Below are 20,232 nucleotides of genomic sequence, written 5' to 3' on the forward strand. Positions count from 1 at the left end.
TTTAGGAATCTCTGCATTTATTTTCCAGAGATTCCATAAACCTGATCTTTAATCAATTAATGTTTAATAAATTTTTGTATATGGTATTGCTCTTCGCTGAAAATCACTAAGAAATAAAGACCATTGTTTAAGTCGTCAATACGAATACTATTGGCATTTACCTTTTTTTCCAATCTTTTTTTGACGCTCCCATCTGCTGAATAGATTGTTATGGTTAATGGTCCGTCAAAATTTGTCTTTTTAGTTTTGATGAATATTTCATCCTTTGCTGGATTTGGATAAATCAATCCATCTATTGACTGGTAGTTAGCAATTGCAAGTGTTGGATTTTCAGTTGAATCATTTTCATCTTCAACAGCTTCTAAATCATCAATAGTACGAGGAGAAAGTTGGTAATCAACTCCAAATTGTCCCACAAAGCCCGTAATGTTGTAATTGCCAGAAGGTATTGGTTCTCCAACTAGCGGGTGTGCACTTGAACCAATTCTAAAAATCAATTCATTATCACCGTCAGAAATGGTGAAATTACCACCAGCACCACCGCCCATAAAATTGCCCGTTTCCACGAACTCCACATTTTCAATTTTAATTAGTTGAGATTCAAATTCCTCACCTACTTCTGCTATCTCGAGGACTTTTGGTTCTGGGAGATTCATTCCTTGTTCAATTACTGTGATGGTAATTGGAGATGCAGCAATTTGTAAAAGATTATTAAATTCTTCCAAACCACCAGTTACAATTACACTGTCGCCTTGCATAAGGTTTTCAGATTCGTTACCAGCATCAAAGCTTCTTACAACAATTCCGGCAGTGCCATCATAAATTACCCTATTGGTGCTGCTGTTGTTTCCCGCATCAATTACCACGCCTGTTATACTGACAACTGCTCCTAATGCTTGTTCCCTTGCTTCAGCAATTCTAAGCAGCTCAAGAGCACCTTCCTGCCCAGATACACGAAGGACTTCGGAATCACCATCAGTACTATTTACTACTTCAACAGTAGCCTCTTGATCTCCAGTGTCTGGTTCAAATCGAAGATATACGGTGAAAAATTGTTCAGAATCATTGTTAGATGAAAATCCGATACTATCAGAGTAGTTTTCTCCGTCAGTAGATAGAAAGAAAGGAGCTTCTACTGTAACAGACACATCGCCTGTTAAATTATAGGCATTTATTTCATAGTGCTGCTCTCTTGAAGAACCTAATTCAACGCTACCAAAGTCAGGATTAAAATTAAGGTCATTAATAATAAGATTTGGAGCAGAAGCTTCTCCCCATATTTCCGTTACCCATTCAGGGTGGTCAATAAATGGATTTCGATTTCCTTGATACCCGAAAGCACCTTCATGTCTTGCCCTTTCAAAATTATCCACTGGATCTTGATTATGCCATTTGATTAATGTAAATAATACGCCTACCTCAGGATCTCCTGAAAAACTTATTCGATCAACTAACTCGAGGTCTAGTGATTCGCTTTTGTAACGCGTGGCCATATAAAATAAAATTCGAGCGACATCTCCCTTTATCTCATCTCTAGGATCCCAAAAATCTGCATTGGTGAAAGTGTCAGGAGCTTCTCCTTCTGCATTTTCTTCAATATTTTCAACATCATTAAAGTCTTTATTGCTTTTTGAGCTGTTGACGGTGGCATCTGAAGGCCGTAAATTGTGAACATCAGTATATGCGGTATCTTCATCATTAAAGCCGTGAGACGATGGCCAAGTGTGTTCTCTATTCCAAAAGTCAGGTTCATTGTTCGAGGCAAAATTTTGAATTGGAATCGAAGCATTTTTGTAAAAAAGGATGATGTTGGCGGGATTATTAGGGTCCTGATCGAGGTCTGGTAAAATTTCATCTCGAAATTCTCCATAAGATCTTACCTCATGATCATTAATTATTTGATGCAGTTTTATCTTTAAAGTTTCTCCAGTCAATCCGTCTGTTCCATCATAGTATCCATCAGGCTGGCAAATCGCTGTAGCGCTAATAATGGTAAAGCTGATTAGTAGTAAAATATTTTTCATTTCAAGTCTTGATTTTTGAGACACTAAAGTCAAAGTAGTGGGAAATAACAGCTAGTATTTTTTAGCTATTTACCAAGTAGCAAATTTAAATGGATAGATTAATATAACCCAAGATTTTGATGTCAATATATCTGGCATCATGCAAATTAGCTATTTATTCAATAGAGTTTAACTAGTGTCTATGATCTCTAATTGAAAGAGGATAATATTCCGATCCGAATTGTAGTAAATTGAACTCACTGACCTGAACTGATTTGCACTTAAAAATAAACTTTGTAAAAATCAATTGATCGTGTAAAAAGAAAAACCCGAAGCTATTTGATCTGCTTCGGGTTTTTAAAAATTCTAGTGAAGAGATTTTTATTCTTCTCCTAATTGAATGTTATCTATCGTTACTCTTGTCGCACCTGCTCCAGATAAATATCTAAAGGCAAATCTAAAAGCTCCAGAATGCACGTCAGAAGGAATGCCTACTGCTAAATCTGTAAATACATTATTTGCGCTAGCAGGGGCTGGGAAACTAAATTCTAAATTAGTCCATGCCTCCATATCAATTGAAGCACCAGCTTCATAATCATCTTCAGAGATTACCCATATCTCAGGGTTTGGTCCGTCAAATCTACTAGCATACTTAAACTTTAAAGTATTTAAGACTACATCATTTGATTCAAGAACCGGTGAAATAATCCAAGAGTCTACCTCTTGCGCACCTCCAGAAAAACCATTAGCTTGAATTCCTTGTCCTTCAAAGCCAAAGCTTGTACAGCCCCATCCAGAACCACCTGCAAGTACTACATTTTCAACTGTCCAGTCTGCTAGTACTTCATTACAAGCGTCAAAATCACCACCGAAGTCTGCTGAGAAATCGATATTAAATCTAATTGGTAGAAGCACTCTTGATATTATATGAACCGTACCGTTTCCTTCAGAATTCGACCTTAGAATTTGTAAATCTTGATTAGCATTGATAACAACGTTTCCACCATCTCTTGCTACAGGTATATTTATTCCAGATAAAGTTGCCATTGATCTGAATGAACCATTTTCAATTTGAGAAATTGAAAGATTAGCTAATGCAATGTGTGTTTCTAATATTTCTTGCAAGGCTAAATCATCATCTTCAAGTAGATCTTCTGCGCTATCATATCCTAAGTCTGATGCTAAGATTTCAAAAGCATCATTATTAGGTGCAAAAACGGTTAATTGATCTTGCACTCTTTGGCTAGTCAAACTACCAGTTAGTCCTGTTGATTCTACCAGTCCCAAAAATATACTTAACTCACCCGATTGATTTTCATCATTCAAAACTGTAGTTAGTATTTTTTTATCAGTAATTCCTACCTCAGAACTGTCATCAAAGTTTTCGTCAATGCAAGAAGTTGTTAGTATAAACAATCCTACAATTGCGAAAGATGCATGTTTTAATAAATTTTTCATCTTAATATTTATTTTAAATTTTTTCACTTTCAATTAAAAGATGTATTTCACACCAAATTGAGCACTCCAAGTTTGACCCAAGCTAAAGTTAGGTACAGTAACATCTGTCGGGAAAGTCGATTCCCCTTGAATAGGATTAATGGTGAATTGTGCATTTCCATTTCCATCAGTACCTTCAAAATTCATCAAGTTTCTTTGAACAGTTTGTCTACTTACACCCCAAGAATCATTCATCATGTTTAAAACGTTCAGGATGTCTGCTCTAAATTGAAGTTTGTGTGCAGTTGGATCTTTCGTTAAGTTTATATCTTGAACAATGGAAAGGTCCAATCTATGTAACCAAGGCAAAACAGCACCGTTTCTTTCAGAAACAGAGCCCCTATTTTCGCTTAGGTAGGGATCATTTTCAATGTAGTTATTCAATATATCCCACTGTTGTTGTGCAGTTTGAACAATCGAACCTCCACTTACTCTATCTACTAGTTGAGCATCTTCTAAATTTTCAGGAATATACATTAGAGAAGTTCCCGATCCTTCGCCATTCAAGTTGCCACTATAAGTATAAGAAAATCTACCTTGTTCTCCAGCAGAATAATATAAATTGAATGATGTGTTGTTTGATTCATTCAGTCCTTTAGTGTTAAATGAAATCAAACCTACTACTCTGTTAGGCTGATCGTTTCGAGAGAATCCTTCTTCAGGATTATTTCTACCTTCCTGTACATCACCTGGCCATAATGAAGCTGCTTGAGATCCACCAATTAAACCAAAGTCTCTTGTCTGGCTTCTAGTATATGCTAAGCTCGTAAAGATCCCTTTCCCCCAGTTTTTTTCAGCTCCTATAGTCAATGAAGCATAGGTACGGTCGTTAATGTTTGTTAAATAGTAAAGTTCATTTATAGCACCACCTAAAGCAACTTGATCGTAGGTTGGGTATGCATTCCCAGCAATATTTATTGATTCACCAGTAGGCACACTTGATAAATTTGCACTGAACGGAGTGTTATAATCTTTAGAGAATATACCTTCTGCTGTGAAAACAAATCCATTCAAAACATAATCTGCTGCTAAGTTACTTCTCCAAGTCTGTGGTAACTTGAAATTTTCATCGGTAACTGACAAAGAACTAGAAACAGTTGGTTCTTGTTCTGCCGGATTAGGTCGATAGTAATTAACATCTGCTTGGAAACCATCCCAAGTAGGATTTCCATCTTGTCCCCACTGATCAGGTAATAAACCAATAAATCCACGAGTTACACCATTGCCATTAACTTGATTCGACAAATGAACGAAAATTGGACGTCCAGTGAAAATACCAGAACCACCTCTTACTTGTAATGACTTATCACCTAATGCATCCCAGTTAAAGCCAAAACGAGGGGAAAAAACTGGATTGACAGAAGGGAATTGATCAACTCGTGGCTCAATGAATTCACCTGGATTTCTTGGATTCTCTACACTAATTCCTAAGTCTTCCACTCTTGGGTTTCTAGGAGCATCTATTGGATAAAATGGCATCTCAACACGTACACCTAAAGTCAATTTTAGATCTTCGGTAGCTTGGTATTCGTCCTGTAAATAAAGGCCTACCTGACCGAACTGAGTTCTATCTGTTGGTAATTCGAATGGGTTATTTTCATCATAAGTAAATCCAATAGCAAAACCTGCTGGACGAACGCTTGGATCACGATCAATTACTGCTGCTACGAAATCATCATATGAGTTCCATCTATACCAAGAATCCCAAGTTGGGTTAAAGGCATTATCGAAAGTCATATATTCGAAATTCACACCAGCTGTGAAGGTATGGTCTCCCATAAAGTAGTTGAAATTATTAGTAATATTGAAAGTCTTATTGTCTAATAGGTTACCTCTCGTAAATAACTCCGTTCCTAAAGAAGCAAAATACAAAGGTGTTGAACCGTCATATTCTAAAATTTCAGACATTGGGAAGTTCTGGTCTCCAGGAATAAATCTCTGACTAACTGAACTAGTATATCCTACATTCAATTTGTTAGCCATGTTGCTACCAATAGTAGAGGTCCATTCACCTACAATTGACTGAACGTTTTCCTCACTTCCGTAATTTCCATTCCTGAAAGTTAATGCTTCATTACCAAATCGATTTGTATTTCTGAATCTCTCACTTTGAGGAAGTCCGCGAATACTGTTACCATTTATTCCAACATCTCTTCTTTGCTGAAAATTATTGTAGCGAACCATAATTTTATTCTCTTGATTTAAATTATAGTCTAGTCGAAAGTTTAATCTTGTTGCGACATCTTCAAATGGATAATTTTCAAAAGCACCAGTTTCGTATCCGTATATTTCTTCCATTTGCTCTTGCACAAAACGAGCTTGATCAGCTGTCATTCTTGCGATTCCTTGTTCAAAATCTGGAAATAAACCTTGCTCAGGACGAGCAGCTCTACGAGTATCACCAGGAATAGCATTGTCTTCGAACTCAAATGAACCAAAAAAGAATAGTTTATCTTTAATAATTGGCAAGCCTAAAGTAACACCATGAATTTGAGTTTTAGATTCAGAAAATGGTACATCTTGCCCACCATTTAACGTAGTACCTTGTGTGTTCTGATTTCTGAATAGCGTATAAGCACTGGCTTGAATACTATTAGTACCTGATTTTGTAACCGCATTTACACTAGCTCCAGTAAAACCACTTTGCGTTACGTCATATGGAGCAACGTTTACCTGTACTTCTTCAATTGCATCTACTGAAATTGGGTTTCCACCTGCAAATTGTGAACTTCCTAATCCAAAGTTGTTATTGTACAAGTTACCATCAATTGTATAATTATTGTATCTACTATCTGCTCCACCAAAGCTAGTGCCGTTGGATTGAGGATTCAAACGAGTAAAGTCATTGATACTTCGATTAATTGTTGGCATTGAAGCAATTCTCTCGTTAGATAAATTCGTAGATGCACCAGTTCTGTCACCATCAATAGCCTGGCCTTTAGTAGATCTAACTACAACTTCTTGTAGAATAGTTGATTCTTCAGCTAAAGAAATATCAAGGTTAAGTGTTTGACCTAAAGATAAGTTAATGTTTTCTACAACATATTCTTGATAGCCAATGAAAGTTACAGTCAGTGTGTAAGGCCCCCCTACTCTGACGTTTGGCATTCTAAACCTACCACTTACATTTGTTACAGCCCCATAAGTTGTACCTGATGGATTGTGTACAGCCTGTACAGTAGCTCCAGGCAATTCTTCTCCATTTGGATCTGTCACTACACCGGATAGACCTGATGTCGTTACACCCTGCGCTAAAGCCGATCCTGTGGCGAAAGCCAGCAAAATCGCCATTACACATAAACTTTGTAAAATTTTCTTCATTTCTTCTGATTTTATTTTTTGATTTAATGCAAAATTAACCTCCTAATCAATCTATATCCTTTTTGATAGGTTAAGTATTGATTATAATTCAGTTGCGTAAAATTAACATTAAGTTAACATTAAAGTGTAAGCATTTAATTTTTTTTTAATAGAAAACAGAAAACTGCCGTTTAAACAATTAAAAATGGTCATCTCAAATTTTCTCCTTAATTTGACTTTTAAGTTTGTTTCGAAAATCCAATAATTAAATTATGAAATATTTAGCCAGCATTGTAGTCATTTTGTTCATGGTCAATAATTCTTTTGCCCAAAAGGATTTATCCTATTTCTTACCCGATAGTGTAGAGTATAATTCTTCCATTCCAACGCCTGAAAGTGTCATCGGACATCAGGTAGGAGAATGGCATGTTACGCACGATAAGTTGGTCTATTATATGAAAGCATTAGCCGATGCTTCCAATAGGATTACAATAATTGAAACAGGTAAAACTTATGAGGACAGACCTCAACTACTATTGACAATTACTCATCCTGATAATCATGCAGATATCGACAAGATAAAAAAGGAACATAAACAATTAACTGACCCTAGTTCTTCGTCAAATTTAAATATTGCCCAAATGCCCTCTGTCATCATGATGGGTTTTTCCATTCATGGAAATGAACCGAGTGGAAGTAATGCATCTATGTTAACAGCCTATTATTTGGCCGCGGCTAAAGGCCAAGATATTGAGGATAAACTTAAAAATGTAGTGGTTTTATTAGATCCTTCTTTTAATCCCGATGGTTTAAATCGATTTGCTACCTGGGCAAACATGCATAAAAGCGAAAACTTAGTTACAGATCCAAATGACAGGGAATTTAATGAAGTTTGGCCTGGCGGAAGAACAAATCATTATTGGTTTGACATGAACCGTGACTGGTTGCCGGTTCAATTAGCTGAATCGCAGAGTAGAATTGCGCAATTCCATGCTTGGAAGCCTAATATAGTAACTGATCATCATGAAATGGGAACCAATAGCACGTTCTTTTTTCAACCTGGAATTCCGGAAAGAACGCATCCCATTACCCCACAGAAAAATCAAGATCTGACCGGACAAATTGGAACTTATCATGCAAAATTCTTGGATAGAATAGGTTCTCTTTATTACAGCAAAGAAAGCTTCGATGATTTCTACTATGGAAAAGGCTCAACTTTCCCTGATGTGCAAGGTGCAATAGGTATTTTATTTGAGCAAGCTAGTTCCAGAGGACATGCGCAGGAAAGCGTAAATGGGGTCTTAGAATTTCCATTTACTATAAAAAATCAATTTACTGCTTCTCTCAGTACCCTTCAAGCTGCTTATGAAATGCGCGAGGAATTACTTGGTTTCCAGAGAGATTTCTATAAAAATTCTGTGAATATGGCTTCCGAGGGAGATGTACAAGCCTGGGTGGTTTCGGATCAAGATGAATCTAAACTATTTCGATTTGCAGAGATGCTAGATCGCCATGAAATTGAGGTGCACAAATTAGCTAAAACTACCAATGGTTTTCAAACTGACAACAGTTATATCATACCGATGAATCAGTACCAGAGCAGATTGGTAAAAGCGATTTTTGACGTGAGAACGAGCTTTAAAGATAGTCTTTTTTATGATGTATCCGCCTTTAATATGGGGATGTCATTTAACTTAGATTACCAAAGCCTTGATAAGCGAAGTTTCAATACCGGATTATTGGGGGATAAATTTGAAGCTACTATGCGACCTGAAGGAAACATTAAAGGTGGCAAAAGTGAATACGCCTACATCATGGAATGGCATGATTTCTATGCACCTAAGGCACTCTTTAAAATTCAAAAAGCAGGTTTAAGAACTAAAGTGAATACCAAGGAGGTCATTTTGAATGATGGGACCACTTTGGCTACAGGTTCGATTTTGATCCCAGTGCAACAACAAGAACAATCGCCTATACAAATTTATCAAATTCTAGAAGAAGCTATTCAAGATTCTGGAGTGGAAATTTATGCTGTAGAAAGTGGAAATACTAAAGGAATTAATTTGGGAAGTCCATCTTTTGAATCTTTGAATCAACCCAAAATTGCCATGATCATTGGTGATGGGATCAGTCCTTATGATGCAGGTGAAATGTGGTTTTTATTGGATCAGCATTATGAAATGCCGATTACTAAAATAGATGTTAATGACTTTAGCAGGGCGGATTTAAGTCGATATAATGTATTGATGATGCCTAATGGCTGGGGTTATGGAAGTATCGGCAGTCAAAAAAATAAAATACAGCAATGGGCTCAAGAAGGCGGGACTATTATAGCATATAAATCGGCAGCAAAATGGCTTTCTGATCAGAAGCTGACCAAAGTAAAATTCATGGATAATAAAGCAGATACAACTGGTTATGAAGCCTATGAAGACCTAGGCAATAACAGAGGCGCGCAAGTAATTGGGGGTGCAATTTTTGAAGTAGAGCTGGATTTAAGCCATCCTTTAGCATATGGTTTGAAAAATGCAAAAATGCCTGTATTCAGAAACAGCACATTGTTCATGGAGAAATCCAAAAATCAATATGCAAATCCGATTCGCTATACGCAATCACCCTTGTTGAATGGCTATATTTCAGAAGAAAATGCTGAGAAATTAAAAGGCACTTCAGCAGTAACTGTTAGTAGAATAGGAGGAGGTAAAGTCATTTCGTTCACTGACAATACTAATTTTAGAGCATTTTGGTACGGGACTAACCGCTTACTGATAAATGCTATTTTTTACGGACAAACGATTAGTGGAAGTGCCGGAGAGTAATTTAGTTTCTTTGCTTTTTCCACACGGAACATTTCTTAAAAAACCTGTTAGGTCTCTTGAAATTACAGTATGCGAATGAAACAATTTTCATCATCAATTTCAAAATAATACCTGACAGGTTTTACCTTCAAGGCTTATCTTCGAAGGGTAACTTAAAAATTAGCTAAATTAAAAATCTATAGTTTTTTTCAGTTGTATTCAGTCGTCTTCTCCGCTACACTCACAAGTAGTATTAGAGTTTTTGGTAGTAGTTATCCCTCTTTTGTATCCATTACTTCTGCAGCAATCATCACAGGCAAGTACTGCATCATCATGGCTAGCTGCGTTGTCAGCAACTCCAATACAAGCATCAATTTCTTCTCCTCCACATGAGCTAAGACCACAAGTGAAAATACCCGCCAATACAAGTACATAAAAAATATTTTTCATAATAGTATGATTTAGTGTTGTACTTAGATCACACTGTAATTTATGAATCGGGTCAGATTTTTAAGTAATTTTTGATTTTATTCTTTGGCATTCTCTCCGAAATAGTCCGTTAAATCTTGTAATGTCCGTTCTGTTACCTCGATATCTTTAACTACTTCTCCTTTATCCAAAATAACTATACGTTCACATATTTCAGTTACATGGTTGAGGTCGTGGCTTGAAATCACAAAAGTCACGGATTTTTCTTTTTGAAATTGCTGTATGATTTTCTTTAAACGGATCTGGCTGGTTGGATCTAAGTTTTCAAAAGGTTCATCTAATAAAACGAGTTTTGGGTCGCCTAATAGAGCTGCAGCTACCCCTAGCTTTTTCTTATTTCCTTTGGATAGATCTCGAATGTATTTCTTTTTACCAAAAATTTCATCATTAAATAAGGTTTCAAATAATTGAAGATGCTGATCTAAATCTCCCTTACTCACGTTTCGGATCTTGGCAGTGAATTGAAAATACTCTTCTGGGGTCAGGTAGCTAATCAGGAATTTCTCATCTATAAAAGAACCTGTGAAATTTTTCCATTCTTCACTATTATGCACGGCTGCATCATCAACTATGACTTCACCCTCACTGGCTCTTATTAAATCAAGCATGAGACGTAAAAGTGTGGTTTTTCCGGCCCCATTGTTTCCAACAAGTCCAAAAGACTGGCCTGCAGGTATATGGAGGTCGGCAATGTTTAAAACAGTTATGTTTTTGTAGCTTTTTTGAAGGTTGTTAATCTTGATCACTTTCTATATTGTTAAATCGTGGATGAGTTTATATTTATCTTTTTTTAGTTTCTTGGCTATTGCATTAAAAAAGGCTTTTCTAAAGATTAAACCAATTAGTCCTGTCAAAGCAATTGCTAAAACTCCAATTTCCGAAGTCCAAATGTTTGCAAAAATAGCGTATACAGCTATAGGTCCAACAATTAGTGGTATTCCTACAACAAACTGTGCGGCCCCTACACCTTGATAATTCATCATGGAGCTTTTATCCAACTCGATTGGTTTTGGTCCCCATAAACTCATGCGCATGATCAACATACTGTTAATACCAATATTATAAATGGCTGTAGCTCCCATGATCATCATTAATTCATATCCATAATAAAAATAAGGTAGGGAGAGAACTGATGTGATAAGAACTGAGTAGATTAGCAAACGGTATCGGGATTCTACCCATTGCGTATAAGGATTTATTTTAGTCAAAAAGAAATCCATTTGGTTGGTATTCCAGCTCCATAGGAATTGTCCATACTGAATAATAAATATGCCTGTAAAAAATATACTGACAAAAATTGGCATGACGTTCGTTTGTGCTTCTTCTCCCATGCTAAATATCAGCAACGGATAAAATAAAAATAGTCCAGCCATTAAGATGCTCGATCTGCTTCTCTTATGGCGTAGGATTAGTTTTAATTCTTGAACGATAAGCGTATTGATTAGTCCTTTACTTTCCCAGCCACTTAATCGGCTGGTTAGTTGTTCCCCTGACATCATTTTAGCATCGAATAAATCTTCTACATATAAGTTTTGATTAAAAAATTGATAGCTGATGTAGATCAAGTAGCCAAGCAAAGCTATGGGAATAAACAAAAGCAAGGGAGAATTATAGATCGCTACAGCCCATTCGCCTAATGGAATTAATGTAAAGTTGAAATATTGATTTCCTGCATAATGAACTAAAATAATGAGGACGAAAATTATCCAAACGATATTTTTGCTTTCTAATTTTTTCTTCAAAAGAATATTGAAAAAATGTAGACAAAGAGATAATACGAGAGTAAAAGCTAACCAAGTTAATGATTTCCCCAATCCCATAGCAGGAATAAAAGTACTAATTGTCAGCGGGATAAAAATTGCCGGAGCAATCAGATTGTATGGGTTGATAATTGATTTAAAAACCAAGAATCTACTAATTAACTTTCTACGAATAGGTAAATGCAAATAAGGCTCAATATCCAAAACAGGCACAGTCTGCATAATATAACGAATTGCTAATTCACTTACGAAATAGTAAAGTAGAAACTGGTTTACTAATAGGCTAGGCTCAGAATCAATGCCTAGTGCTTCAAGTGTTTCATTCAGGTTAGCGCTTACAAATATTAAATTGACCAACACCAGAAATCCAAGAAGCCCTAGAAAGATCTTGATTCCGATATCCTTCTGAAAGGAGGGAGATCGTCTGAAACTAATCCATTGGTGCCGTAAAATCCATTTCATACTGTTTTTCGTTGATAGTTAATATTACTTAAATTATGGTTTGAAGTTCAAGATTACAAATAAAGGAATGTACTACACTACACCTTGAGCTTTCATTGCATCTGCTACTTTCAAAAAGCCGAAAATGTTGGCAGAAGCCAAATAATCATGCTGATTGAGGTCATATTCTTCCGCAGTTTTTACGCAATTATCGTGGATATTTTTCATGATAGTTTGCAGTTTCTCGTCCACTTCCTCTCTCGACCAATAGACTCCAATTCTGTTTTGACTCATTTCTAATCCAGAAACGGCTACACCACCAGCATTAGTAGCTTTGCCAGGGGCATATAAAACCTCTGAAGCACAAATCACATCGATTGCTTCGGTTGTTAAGGGCATATTGGCCCCTTCGGTCAATAACTGAATGCCTGATTTTTTCAAATTCTCGGCATCTTTTTTATTTATTTCGTTTTGCGTAGCACAAGGAAACACGCAATCAGCTTTTATGGTCCACAGCGGATTATGATCTTTATCTTGGTCTACTTCTTCGTAAGTAGCATCAGGATATTTCTCCAGGTACTCAGAAATCCGCCCTCTATTAACATTCTTAATTTCCTTGATGTGTTCTAGCTTTTCGGTATCAAATCCTTCTTCATCAATGATGTAGCCTGAGGAGTCAGAGGCAGTAATTGGTTTAGCACCTAATTCAATTAATTTTTCTAAAGTAAATTGAGCCACATTTCCTGACCCAGAAACAATGCATTTTTTATCTTTTAAGCTATCGTCTACTTTCTCCAACATATATTGAGAAAAATATACTAATCCATAGCCAGTAGCTTCTGGTCTGATTAAGCTGCCGCCCCATTCTCTACCTTTTCCGGTCAGTACGCCAGTGAATTCATTTTGTAATTTCTTATAAGCACCAAATAAATAGCCTATTTCTCTTCCTCCTACTCCAATATCGCCAGCCGGCACATCAGTGAAGTGCCCGATATGACGGTATAATTCGCCCATAAAAGACTGGCAAAAGCGCATGATTTCTCCATCAGATTTTCCTTTTGGATTAAAATCTGCACCGCCTTTACCACCACCTAATGGCAAACCAGTTAAAGCATTTTTAAATATTTGTTCGAATGCTAGAAACTTGAGAATACTTTGGTTTACAGAAGGGTGGAATCGTAAACCACCCTTGTAAGGGCCTAAGGCACTGTTCATTTGAACTCTAAAACCTCTATTGACTTGAACCTCACCACTATCATCCAACCAATTAACTCTGAAGGAGATGAGTCGTTCTGGCTCTGCCATTCTTTCCAAAAGCTTTAATCGGTGATATTCAGGATGCTTTTTAAAGACTACCCCTATGGAAGATATCACTTCTTCTACCGCTTGAATGAATTCCGGTTCGTTGGGATTTCTCTTTTTGATCTGCTCTAGTAATTCGTTTTCAGACATAAGAAATTAGCTTAGGGTATATTTTAGATTTAAATATGGTGAAAATTATTAAACCAACCAGCTTCTCCATACGTTTGTTGCTCAAAATTGAAGATTCAAAATAATATTGAAGGAACTTAGGGTATATCTTGCTGGAGAATCAGGGAAATTAATTATCTCTTTGTCTTTGATTGGCATTATGCTCAACAATATACTTATACCAGAAATGGAATCCATCCAGTTTAGTGATGAATTTGAAAATAGTAATTCTGGTTTAATTGAAGTACTGGTCGAAAATGCAACAGATTCTGACCTAGTTGAGACAGATAAAGACGATGATAGTTCAGATAATCTAGTAGATACCTTGCAGAAATTTTTAAGCAACAGTTTGATTATCGAATTGAATCATGAAAGAATTACTCTTAGTAAAAATCAATTTATTTATCCCCATTTTAAGTTAGCAAGAGGATATCAATTTCTTGATACGCCACCACCCAAACTTCTGTAAATCTCTTAGAAAATCAGCCTCTCGGTTGATCAAAATTATTTTATACCCATAGTTTTTAGGGTTTACTTCATTTAAAATATTAAAAAGATGATTTACAATAAATCTATAGCTATTGTTATAGCATTGGCACTATTATGTGCCATCAATTTCACTAATGCGCAAGAAGCACAAAATGACAGTACAGAACTACCTTTAAAGATTGAACAAGCAGAGCCACTTTTTATTGACCTTATCCGTGATTTAGGAGCAAGAAAAGGAGAGAGCGAATGGAATGTGGGCTTAGGGATGTTTGACAGGTTGAACTATGATAAGTATGAAGCCTTGGTAGAATATGAATGGGCTGTAAAGGACAGGTTGGGGCTTGAAATTGAAGTTCCAGTTTCTATATATACCTCTAATGGATTGGAAAGTGCTAATGGGACGCGACCTTCCAACAGGATTGAATCTATCAAAAAAGCATTTCAATGGACTTTTTTAGTATCGGAAAAAATGAATACCTCTATGGCTGTAGGCGGTATTAACGAATTCGTCTTTACACCATTAGATAGTATCTCTACTAGCTCGGTCTTTCAAGGGGATGTTGTCAACCCATTTCTAATTGCAGCCACAAACTGGAGAAACGGGTTTCATTCATTAATATATACTGGCCCAAGATGGTTTATTCCGTTTAATAAGGAATTGAAAAGAGAGTTTGAGTACGAGATTAATACGAACTTTCATTATATGATTCCGAATACACGTAATTTTATAGGGGTAGAATTTAATAAAATTCTTGCTCAAGACGATTTTGACATGACTATCAGACCCCAAATGCGGGTTTCAATTTCAAATAAGCTATTGATTGGTATTGTAGGAGGAATCCCCATAAATAGAGAAAGAGAACGCTTGAGCAGTTTCATAAGATTAATTTATGAACCTGGGCATAGACATAAATAAAATTATTTTGGTCTGATTTTTGGTTTAGAAAAATAAATCAAAAATCAGACTTATGAAAAAGCTATCCTACTTTTTACTGATTGTTATTTTTGTTTCATCCTGTACCGATAGGGGCAGATTAGAGCGAAGAGAAAACCGAATTGAAGGAAAATGGTACTTTGATAGGGCTTTTTACAAAGGTGATTTTGCTCTATTTCGAAAAAATATTCTAGATGATTATAGGGGAGATGAAATTACATTTTATGATGATGGATTTGCGGAATATTATGATGCCTCATTAGATGCCTACTTTGAAGGCGATTGGTTTTTAACTTTACATAGAACAATAACATCGGAAGGTAATGAACGACTGTATACTTTAGATATGGAGTTTATCGACCTTATTCATCGGGAACGGTTTGGATTTTACAGCAATGCCACAAGAATTGGATTTAATAACTTAAACCTAGAAATTTATGAAGACAATGGTTTTTTTACCTTCAAACTCAATAGGATAGACTAAATTGAAATTCAACATGGCCTGAAAGCCCTTTGCTGTGTTTTCATAAGAAATCCAAAGATTATTGGAGGGTCGGTGACAACTTTAGTGAAAACACAGCAAAAGGTAAACTTGACAATTAAGACTCGAGAATTATGCCAATATTTCTATTGAACCTTCTCCGATAGTTTTTTGACCAAGGCTGTAACCCAGCTTCTAGGCGTAAAGCGGACACTAAAAGCCATCAGCTTATTTTGCAAGCCATGAATGGCAACTCTTTTTCCTCTCATCATCGATTTATAGCCGTATGCAGCTACTTCTGCTGAAGTTGGCAATTTTTTGTCTTTTACTAACTTCGAATCGCCTAGATCTGCGGCATCCTGAAACCCTGAGGTAGTTGGCCCAGGACAGAGTGCAGTGACTGTAACGCCAGTGCCTTTAAGCTCTTCGGCAATGGCTTCGGAAAATGCTAATACGTAATGTTTCGTGGCATAATATACTGCCATGAAAGGTCCGGGTTGAAAGGATGCTGTAGAAGCAAGTTGCATTATCTTTCCTGATTTCCTTTCCAGCATTCCGTTGAGATATAACTTTGTCAGAATGGTTAAACTCGAAATATTAAGATCAATCATTTGAGTCGCTTTCGTTAGGTCGGATTTATGGAATTGTTCAAAATCACCAAATCCGGCATTGTTAATCAAATAGTCAACTTCAATATTTTCCTTCTCCGTTAGGTCAAAAAGCTGATGCGCAGCATCGGGCTTTGAAAGATCCAAAGCAAATACTGCAGCTGAAACGCCATATTGACTTTCTAATTCTTTTTTCAGATGATTTAATTTTTTCTCTGATCTGGCGACTAACACTAGATTGTCTCCTTGTTGTGCGTGAATTTTTGCTAGCTCCAAGCCAATGCCTGAAGAAGCGCCTGTTATTAATGCTGTTTTCATTTTTTTACTAGATTGAATGTTCATTCGGTTTTATTTTAAAATTTTTATGCTTTTGCAGCTTGCCAGGCAAACTGTGCTAAGTCATCTATAGATTTTTTAGTGAGTTTTTTTTGCTGGTGGAATATTTTTGCTGCTGAAACCACAGTTCCATGAACCATTTCAGTTAAAATTTCAACATCTATTGATTTAAGAAGTCCTTTATCAATTCCGTCATTTAAAAATTGAATGATGGGTTGATAATGTTTTCTCTGTTCCTCTTTAGTTTCTTTGCGGATAAAAGGAGACTGAGCATATTGTTCAAGAAATTGAAAAGTTTCATAATTCTCGGCATAGAAGATGAACAGCGAAATCCAGATAGATTTAAAATCAGCTTCATAATTTTGACCACCGACTGTTGCTAGTTGCATAGCTCTTCCCATTTTCTGCTTCGATTCAGTATATAGCGCTTCTAACAAAACCTCTTTGTTTTCAAAGTGGTGATAAATAGTGCCAGCCGCAACTTTTGCTTTTTTGCTTATCATTGACATAGGAGTAGCATGAAATCCATTCTCCGTGATCAGACCTAATGTCGTTTGTAAAATAAGTTCTCTTTTATTCATTGATGCAAATATACGAATGAATGTTCATTCGGTTTTAGATTTTAGAAAATATTTTTCATAGACATTTGTAACGTGGCGCTTGGAATGTTAAAGTTTGCTCTTCAAGAATTCTGCGGTATAATTATTTTTCAACTTGATCATCTCTTCTGGAAGCCCTTCAAAAACAACCTTCCCACCTTTTTCACCACCTTCAGGACCTAAGTCAATTATCCAGTCGGCTGTTTTGATCACTTCCATATTATGCTCAATAATAATCACTGAATTGCCTTGCTCGATTAAAGCATTTATAGACTCAAGCAGTTTTTTGATATCATGAAAATGCAAACCAGTGGTTGGCTCATCAAAAATAAAGAGATTGTGGTCATTTTTTGCACTTCCCCCTTTACCTAAATAAGAGGCTAACTTTACTCGTTGTGCTTCTCCACCACTCAAAGAATTAGATGATTGACCTAGGCGGATGTAGCCCAAGCCAACATCAAATAAGGGTTGCAATTTATTGATTACGGGATTATTTCCAGCAAAGAATTCTAAGCTTTCTTCTACCGTCATATCAAGTACATCCGCTATATTTTTATCCTGATATTTGATCTCTAAAATTTCATTTTTGAATCGCTGACCTTTACAACTCTCGCAAGTCAGTTCAATATCAGCCATAAACTGCATTTCAATTTTCTGAATACCTTCACCCTGACACATTTCGCATCTACCTCCATCTACATTGAAACTAAAGAAAGCAGGTTTATAGCCCCGTTGCTTTGCTAAAGTTTGATCTGAGAATAATTGTCTTATCGCATCATAGGCTTTTACATAGGTTACTGGATTAGATCTAGATGATTTTCCGATAGGGTTTTGATCAACAAATTCTATGGATTTTACTTTTTTATAATCTCCTTCCAGCTTTTCAAATTTGCCTGTGCTCTCGCTGCTTCCCTGACCAATCATTTTGGCCAAAGCCGGGTTCAATATCTTTTTGATCAAAGTTGATTTCCCAGAACCACTGACCCCAGTTACCACGGTCAAAACCTCCAAAGGAATTTTTACCTCCTTGATATTCAAATTGTTTTCTTTAGCTCCCTTTATGGAAATGCTGTTTTTCCATTTCCTTCTACTTTTGGGAACTGCTACCTCATTGCTTCCATTTAAGAATCGTGCAGTATGTGTGTTGTCCGCTTCTTTTAATTCTTCCAGGTCTCCTTGAAATACTAATTCTCCACCATGAGCTCCCGCATCAGGCCCAATATCAATTATTTCATCGGCTTCTATCATCACTTCTTCTTCATGTTCCACTACGATCACCGTATTGCCCAAATCTCTTAAGGTTTTGAGTACTTTTACTAATCGGGCAGTATCTCGTGGGTGCAATCCTATTGAAGGTTCATCTAGGATATACATGGAACCTACCAAAGCACTTCCTAGCGAAGTGGCCAATTTAATTCGCTGAAATTCTCCTCCAGATAGAGTGGAAGTCAAACGATTTAAGGTGAGATAGCCCAAGCCTACTTCTAGCAAATACTCTAATCGGCTATTTATTTCTTTCAGGATTCTACCAGCTATTTTCTGTTCACTCTCTGTCAAATCTATCTTCTCGAAAAAAGCTAGCAATTGATCAATAGGTTTTAAAACCAATTCAATTATAGAGGCGTCATTTATTTTTACATATCCTGCATCTTTTCTCAAACGAGTGCCTTTGCAATCTGGACAAGTGGTCCGACCTCTGTAGCGGGAAAGCATAACCCGATATTGAATCTTATGCATTTTGGATTGCAAGTGCTCGAAGAAAGCATTTAAGCCTTTGAAATATTTATTCCCGTCCCAAAGTAGTTGGTATTCTTCTTTTGTTAATTCCTCAATAGCTCTGTGGATAGGGAAGTCAAATTCAATACCACGCTTTAATAGTGGTTCAGCCCATTTTTTCATGGTTTCACCTTTCCATGGTGCAATGGCTCCCTCATAAACTGAAAGTGTTTTGTCAGGTATCACTAAATCTTCGTCTATTCCCAATATTTTTCCAAAGCCTTCGCAAGTTCGGCAAGCGCCATACGGATTATTAAAGCTGAATAAATTGATAGTGGGTTCTTCAAATTGTATCCCGTCTAGTTCGAATCGATCATTAAATTCCTTTTTGCCTTCAGATTCTACGTAATCAATAATGCACTCCCCATGTCCTTCAAAAAAAGCTGTTTGAATCGAATCCGATATTCTGAATTGATTATCTTCATCTTCTTTTTGAACAGAAGCCCTATCAATTAAAATATATAAATCCTTTCTTTTCAGTTCCTGCTTCTCCTCAATTATGTCTTCTATAAAAAGGACTTCCTCTTTATGTGCAACCCTTGTGTAACCTTTACTTAGTAGCAATTCTAACTCTTGCTGTAACGTTCTTCCTTTGGGTACAATTAAAGGAGCTAAAACCATAAATTTTTCTCCTTCTTTATGCTTGTGGATTTCATCAGATATACTACTAACTGTATCTCTAGTCACTCTTTTCCCACTTTTAGGGGAGTAAGTAACACCAATTCTAGCGAAAAGGAGTTTCATGTAATCGTAAATCTCAGTGGTGGTACCAACTGTGGAGCGTGGATTTCGAGTATTGACTTTTTGTTCAATGGCAATAGCTGGAGAAACACCCCTGATGAAATCTACCTCAGGTTTTTCCATTCTACCTAAAAATTGTCGGGCATAAGAACTCAAACTTTCCACATACATTCTTTGCCCTTCGGCAAATAGCGTATCAAATGCCAAGGATGATTTTCCGGAACCAGATAGTCCTGTGACAACAACTAATTTATTTCTAGGAATGGCAACACTCAGGTTTTTAAGGTTATTTACCCGGGCACCTTTAATAATGATATATTTTTTAGGATCAAGGCTTTCAAAATCTACCTGACCATTTGATTTTTCTACTACTTCCATAAGCTTACAAAGATAAAAGGCTAACCCGAGAAAAAGGAATTTGTTGGGAGGATAAGTTAACTGAATTTAAACTATCTGCTGCAGGACTGAAAATCAAGTACAGCTTTAATACTTATTTGGTTTATGATACTT

General features: G+C 36.4%; 14 protein-coding genes. 4 read left to right on the plus strand and 10 right to left on the minus strand.

The features are described from left to right. Positions 1 to 56 precede the first annotated feature (56 nt). The 3 genes from Q3Y49_RS07805 to Q3Y49_RS07815 form a co-directional block, all read right to left on the minus strand. Positions 57 to 2,024 carry an endonuclease gene (locus Q3Y49_RS07805; protein WP_303271741.1) on the minus strand — a complete coding sequence of 656 codons (1,968 nt, stop codon included), beginning with the start codon at positions 2,022 to 2,024 and terminating at the stop codon, positions 57 to 59. Between the two features lie 360 nt (positions 2,025 to 2,384). Then, entirely contained in the window at positions 2,385 to 3,461 is a 1,077-nt protein-coding gene (locus tag Q3Y49_RS07810) for a fasciclin domain-containing protein (RefSeq protein WP_303271743.1), read from the minus strand. 33 nt (positions 3,462 to 3,494) lie between these two features. Then, the gene (locus tag Q3Y49_RS07815) at positions 3,495 to 6,821 is read right to left on the minus strand and encodes a TonB-dependent receptor (RefSeq protein WP_303271745.1); all 3,327 of its coding nucleotides are present in this window, start codon (positions 6,819 to 6,821) and stop codon (positions 3,495 to 3,497) included. 251 nt (positions 6,822 to 7,072) lie between these two features. On the opposite strand from Q3Y49_RS07815, the gene Q3Y49_RS07820 reads away from it, so the two are divergent. After that, positions 7,073 to 9,619 carry a M14 family metallopeptidase gene (locus Q3Y49_RS07820; protein ID WP_303271746.1) on the plus strand — a complete coding sequence of 849 codons (2,547 nt, stop codon included), beginning with the start codon at positions 7,073 to 7,075 and terminating at the stop codon, positions 9,617 to 9,619. A gap of 198 nt (positions 9,620 to 9,817) precedes the next feature. On the opposite strand, the gene Q3Y49_RS07825 is transcribed toward Q3Y49_RS07820, so the two are convergent. The 4 genes from Q3Y49_RS07825 to gdhA form a co-directional block, all read right to left on the minus strand. Continuing rightward, the gene (locus Q3Y49_RS07825; RefSeq protein ID WP_303271747.1) at positions 9,818 to 10,048 is read right to left on the minus strand and encodes a hypothetical protein; all 231 of its coding nucleotides are present in this window, start codon (positions 10,046 to 10,048) and stop codon (positions 9,818 to 9,820) included. Between the two features lie 77 nt (positions 10,049 to 10,125). Next, positions 10,126 to 10,833 (minus strand): ABC transporter ATP-binding protein, encoded by a 708-nt coding sequence (locus Q3Y49_RS07830; RefSeq protein ID WP_303271748.1) that lies wholly within the window; start codon positions 10,831 to 10,833, stop codon positions 10,126 to 10,128. Between the two features lie 3 nt (positions 10,834 to 10,836). Then, entirely contained in the window at positions 10,837 to 12,309 is a 1,473-nt protein-coding gene (locus Q3Y49_RS07835) for a DUF5687 family protein (protein ID WP_303271749.1), read from the minus strand. A gap of 72 nt (positions 12,310 to 12,381) precedes the next feature. Further along, entirely contained in the window at positions 12,382 to 13,740 is a 1,359-nt protein-coding gene (gene gdhA, locus Q3Y49_RS07840; protein WP_303271750.1) for an NADP-specific glutamate dehydrogenase, read from the minus strand. A 106-nt stretch (positions 13,741 to 13,846) separates the two neighbouring features. Here gdhA and Q3Y49_RS07845 point away from each other — a divergent pair, with 106 nt between their 5' ends. The 3 genes from Q3Y49_RS07845 to Q3Y49_RS07855 all read left to right on the plus strand — a co-directional run bounded on the left by Q3Y49_RS07845 (position 13,847) and on the right by Q3Y49_RS07855 (position 15,665). After that, positions 13,847 to 14,227: a hypothetical protein gene (locus tag Q3Y49_RS07845; RefSeq protein ID WP_303271751.1), complete on the plus strand. Its 381-nt coding sequence runs from the start codon at positions 13,847 to 13,849 to the stop codon at positions 14,225 to 14,227. Positions 14,228 to 14,314: 87 nt separating this feature from the next. Next, a complete protein-coding gene (locus Q3Y49_RS07850; RefSeq protein ID WP_303271752.1) occupies positions 14,315 to 15,163 on the plus strand; it encodes an HAEPLYID family protein in 849 nt (282 codons plus the stop codon). Between the two features lie 52 nt (positions 15,164 to 15,215). Further along, complete coding sequence (locus Q3Y49_RS07855; RefSeq protein ID WP_303271753.1) at positions 15,216 to 15,665, plus strand: hypothetical protein; 450 nt, start codon at positions 15,216 to 15,218, stop codon at positions 15,663 to 15,665. Between the two features lie 143 nt (positions 15,666 to 15,808). Here Q3Y49_RS07855 and Q3Y49_RS07860 read toward each other — a convergent pair whose 3' ends face one another. The 3 genes from Q3Y49_RS07860 to uvrA all read right to left on the minus strand — a co-directional run bounded on the left by Q3Y49_RS07860 (position 15,809) and on the right by uvrA (position 20,100). Next, a complete protein-coding gene (locus Q3Y49_RS07860; RefSeq protein WP_303271754.1) occupies positions 15,809 to 16,588 on the minus strand; it encodes an SDR family NAD(P)-dependent oxidoreductase in 780 nt (259 codons plus the stop codon). A gap of 44 nt (positions 16,589 to 16,632) precedes the next feature. Next, positions 16,633 to 17,187: a TetR/AcrR family transcriptional regulator gene (locus Q3Y49_RS07865; RefSeq protein ID WP_303271755.1), complete on the minus strand. Its 555-nt coding sequence runs from the start codon at positions 17,185 to 17,187 to the stop codon at positions 16,633 to 16,635. A gap of 87 nt (positions 17,188 to 17,274) precedes the next feature. Beyond that, the gene (uvrA, locus tag Q3Y49_RS07870; protein WP_303271756.1) at positions 17,275 to 20,100 is read right to left on the minus strand and encodes an excinuclease ABC subunit UvrA; all 2,826 of its coding nucleotides are present in this window, start codon (positions 20,098 to 20,100) and stop codon (positions 17,275 to 17,277) included. Positions 20,101 to 20,232: the final 132 nt, after the last annotated feature.

Source organism: Marivirga harenae (assembly GCF_030534335.1).
GTDB classification, from domain to species: Bacteria; Bacteroidota; Bacteroidia; order Cytophagales; family Cyclobacteriaceae; genus Marivirga; species Marivirga harenae.

What these genes read in the sequence shown, in the direction of transcription:
- Q3Y49_RS07865 (WP_303271755.1), bottom strand. Translation starts at nt 17,187, where the DNA reads ATGAATAAAAGAGAACTTATTTTACAAACGACATTAGGTCTGATCACG.
- Q3Y49_RS07860 (WP_303271754.1), bottom strand. Translation starts at nt 16,588, where the DNA reads ATGAAAACAGCATTAATAACAGGCGCTTCTTCAGGCATTGGCTTGGAG.
- Q3Y49_RS07805 (WP_303271741.1), bottom strand. Translation starts at nt 2,024, where the DNA reads ATGAAAAATATTTTACTACTAATCAGCTTTACCATTATTAGCGCTACA.
- Q3Y49_RS07815 (WP_303271745.1), bottom strand. Translation starts at nt 6,821, where the DNA reads ATGAAGAAAATTTTACAAAGTTTATGTGTAATGGCGATTTTGCTGGCT.
- Q3Y49_RS07850 (WP_303271752.1), top strand. Translation starts at nt 14,315, where the DNA reads ATGATTTACAATAAATCTATAGCTATTGTTATAGCATTGGCACTATTA.
- Q3Y49_RS07810 (WP_303271743.1), bottom strand. Translation starts at nt 3,461, where the DNA reads ATGAAAAATTTATTAAAACATGCATCTTTCGCAATTGTAGGATTGTTT.
- Q3Y49_RS07855 (WP_303271753.1), top strand. Translation starts at nt 15,216, where the DNA reads ATGAAAAAGCTATCCTACTTTTTACTGATTGTTATTTTTGTTTCATCC.
- Q3Y49_RS07835 (WP_303271749.1), bottom strand. Translation starts at nt 12,309, where the DNA reads ATGAAATGGATTTTACGGCACCAATGGATTAGTTTCAGACGATCTCCC.
- Q3Y49_RS07825 (WP_303271747.1), bottom strand. Translation starts at nt 10,048, where the DNA reads ATGAAAAATATTTTTTATGTACTTGTATTGGCGGGTATTTTCACTTGT.
- gdhA (WP_303271750.1), bottom strand. Translation starts at nt 13,740, where the DNA reads ATGTCTGAAAACGAATTACTAGAGCAGATCAAAAAGAGAAATCCCAAC.
- Q3Y49_RS07820 (WP_303271746.1), top strand. Translation starts at nt 7,073, where the DNA reads ATGAAATATTTAGCCAGCATTGTAGTCATTTTGTTCATGGTCAATAAT.
- uvrA (WP_303271756.1), bottom strand. Translation starts at nt 20,100, where the DNA reads ATGGAAGTAGTAGAAAAATCAAATGGTCAGGTAGATTTTGAAAGCCTT.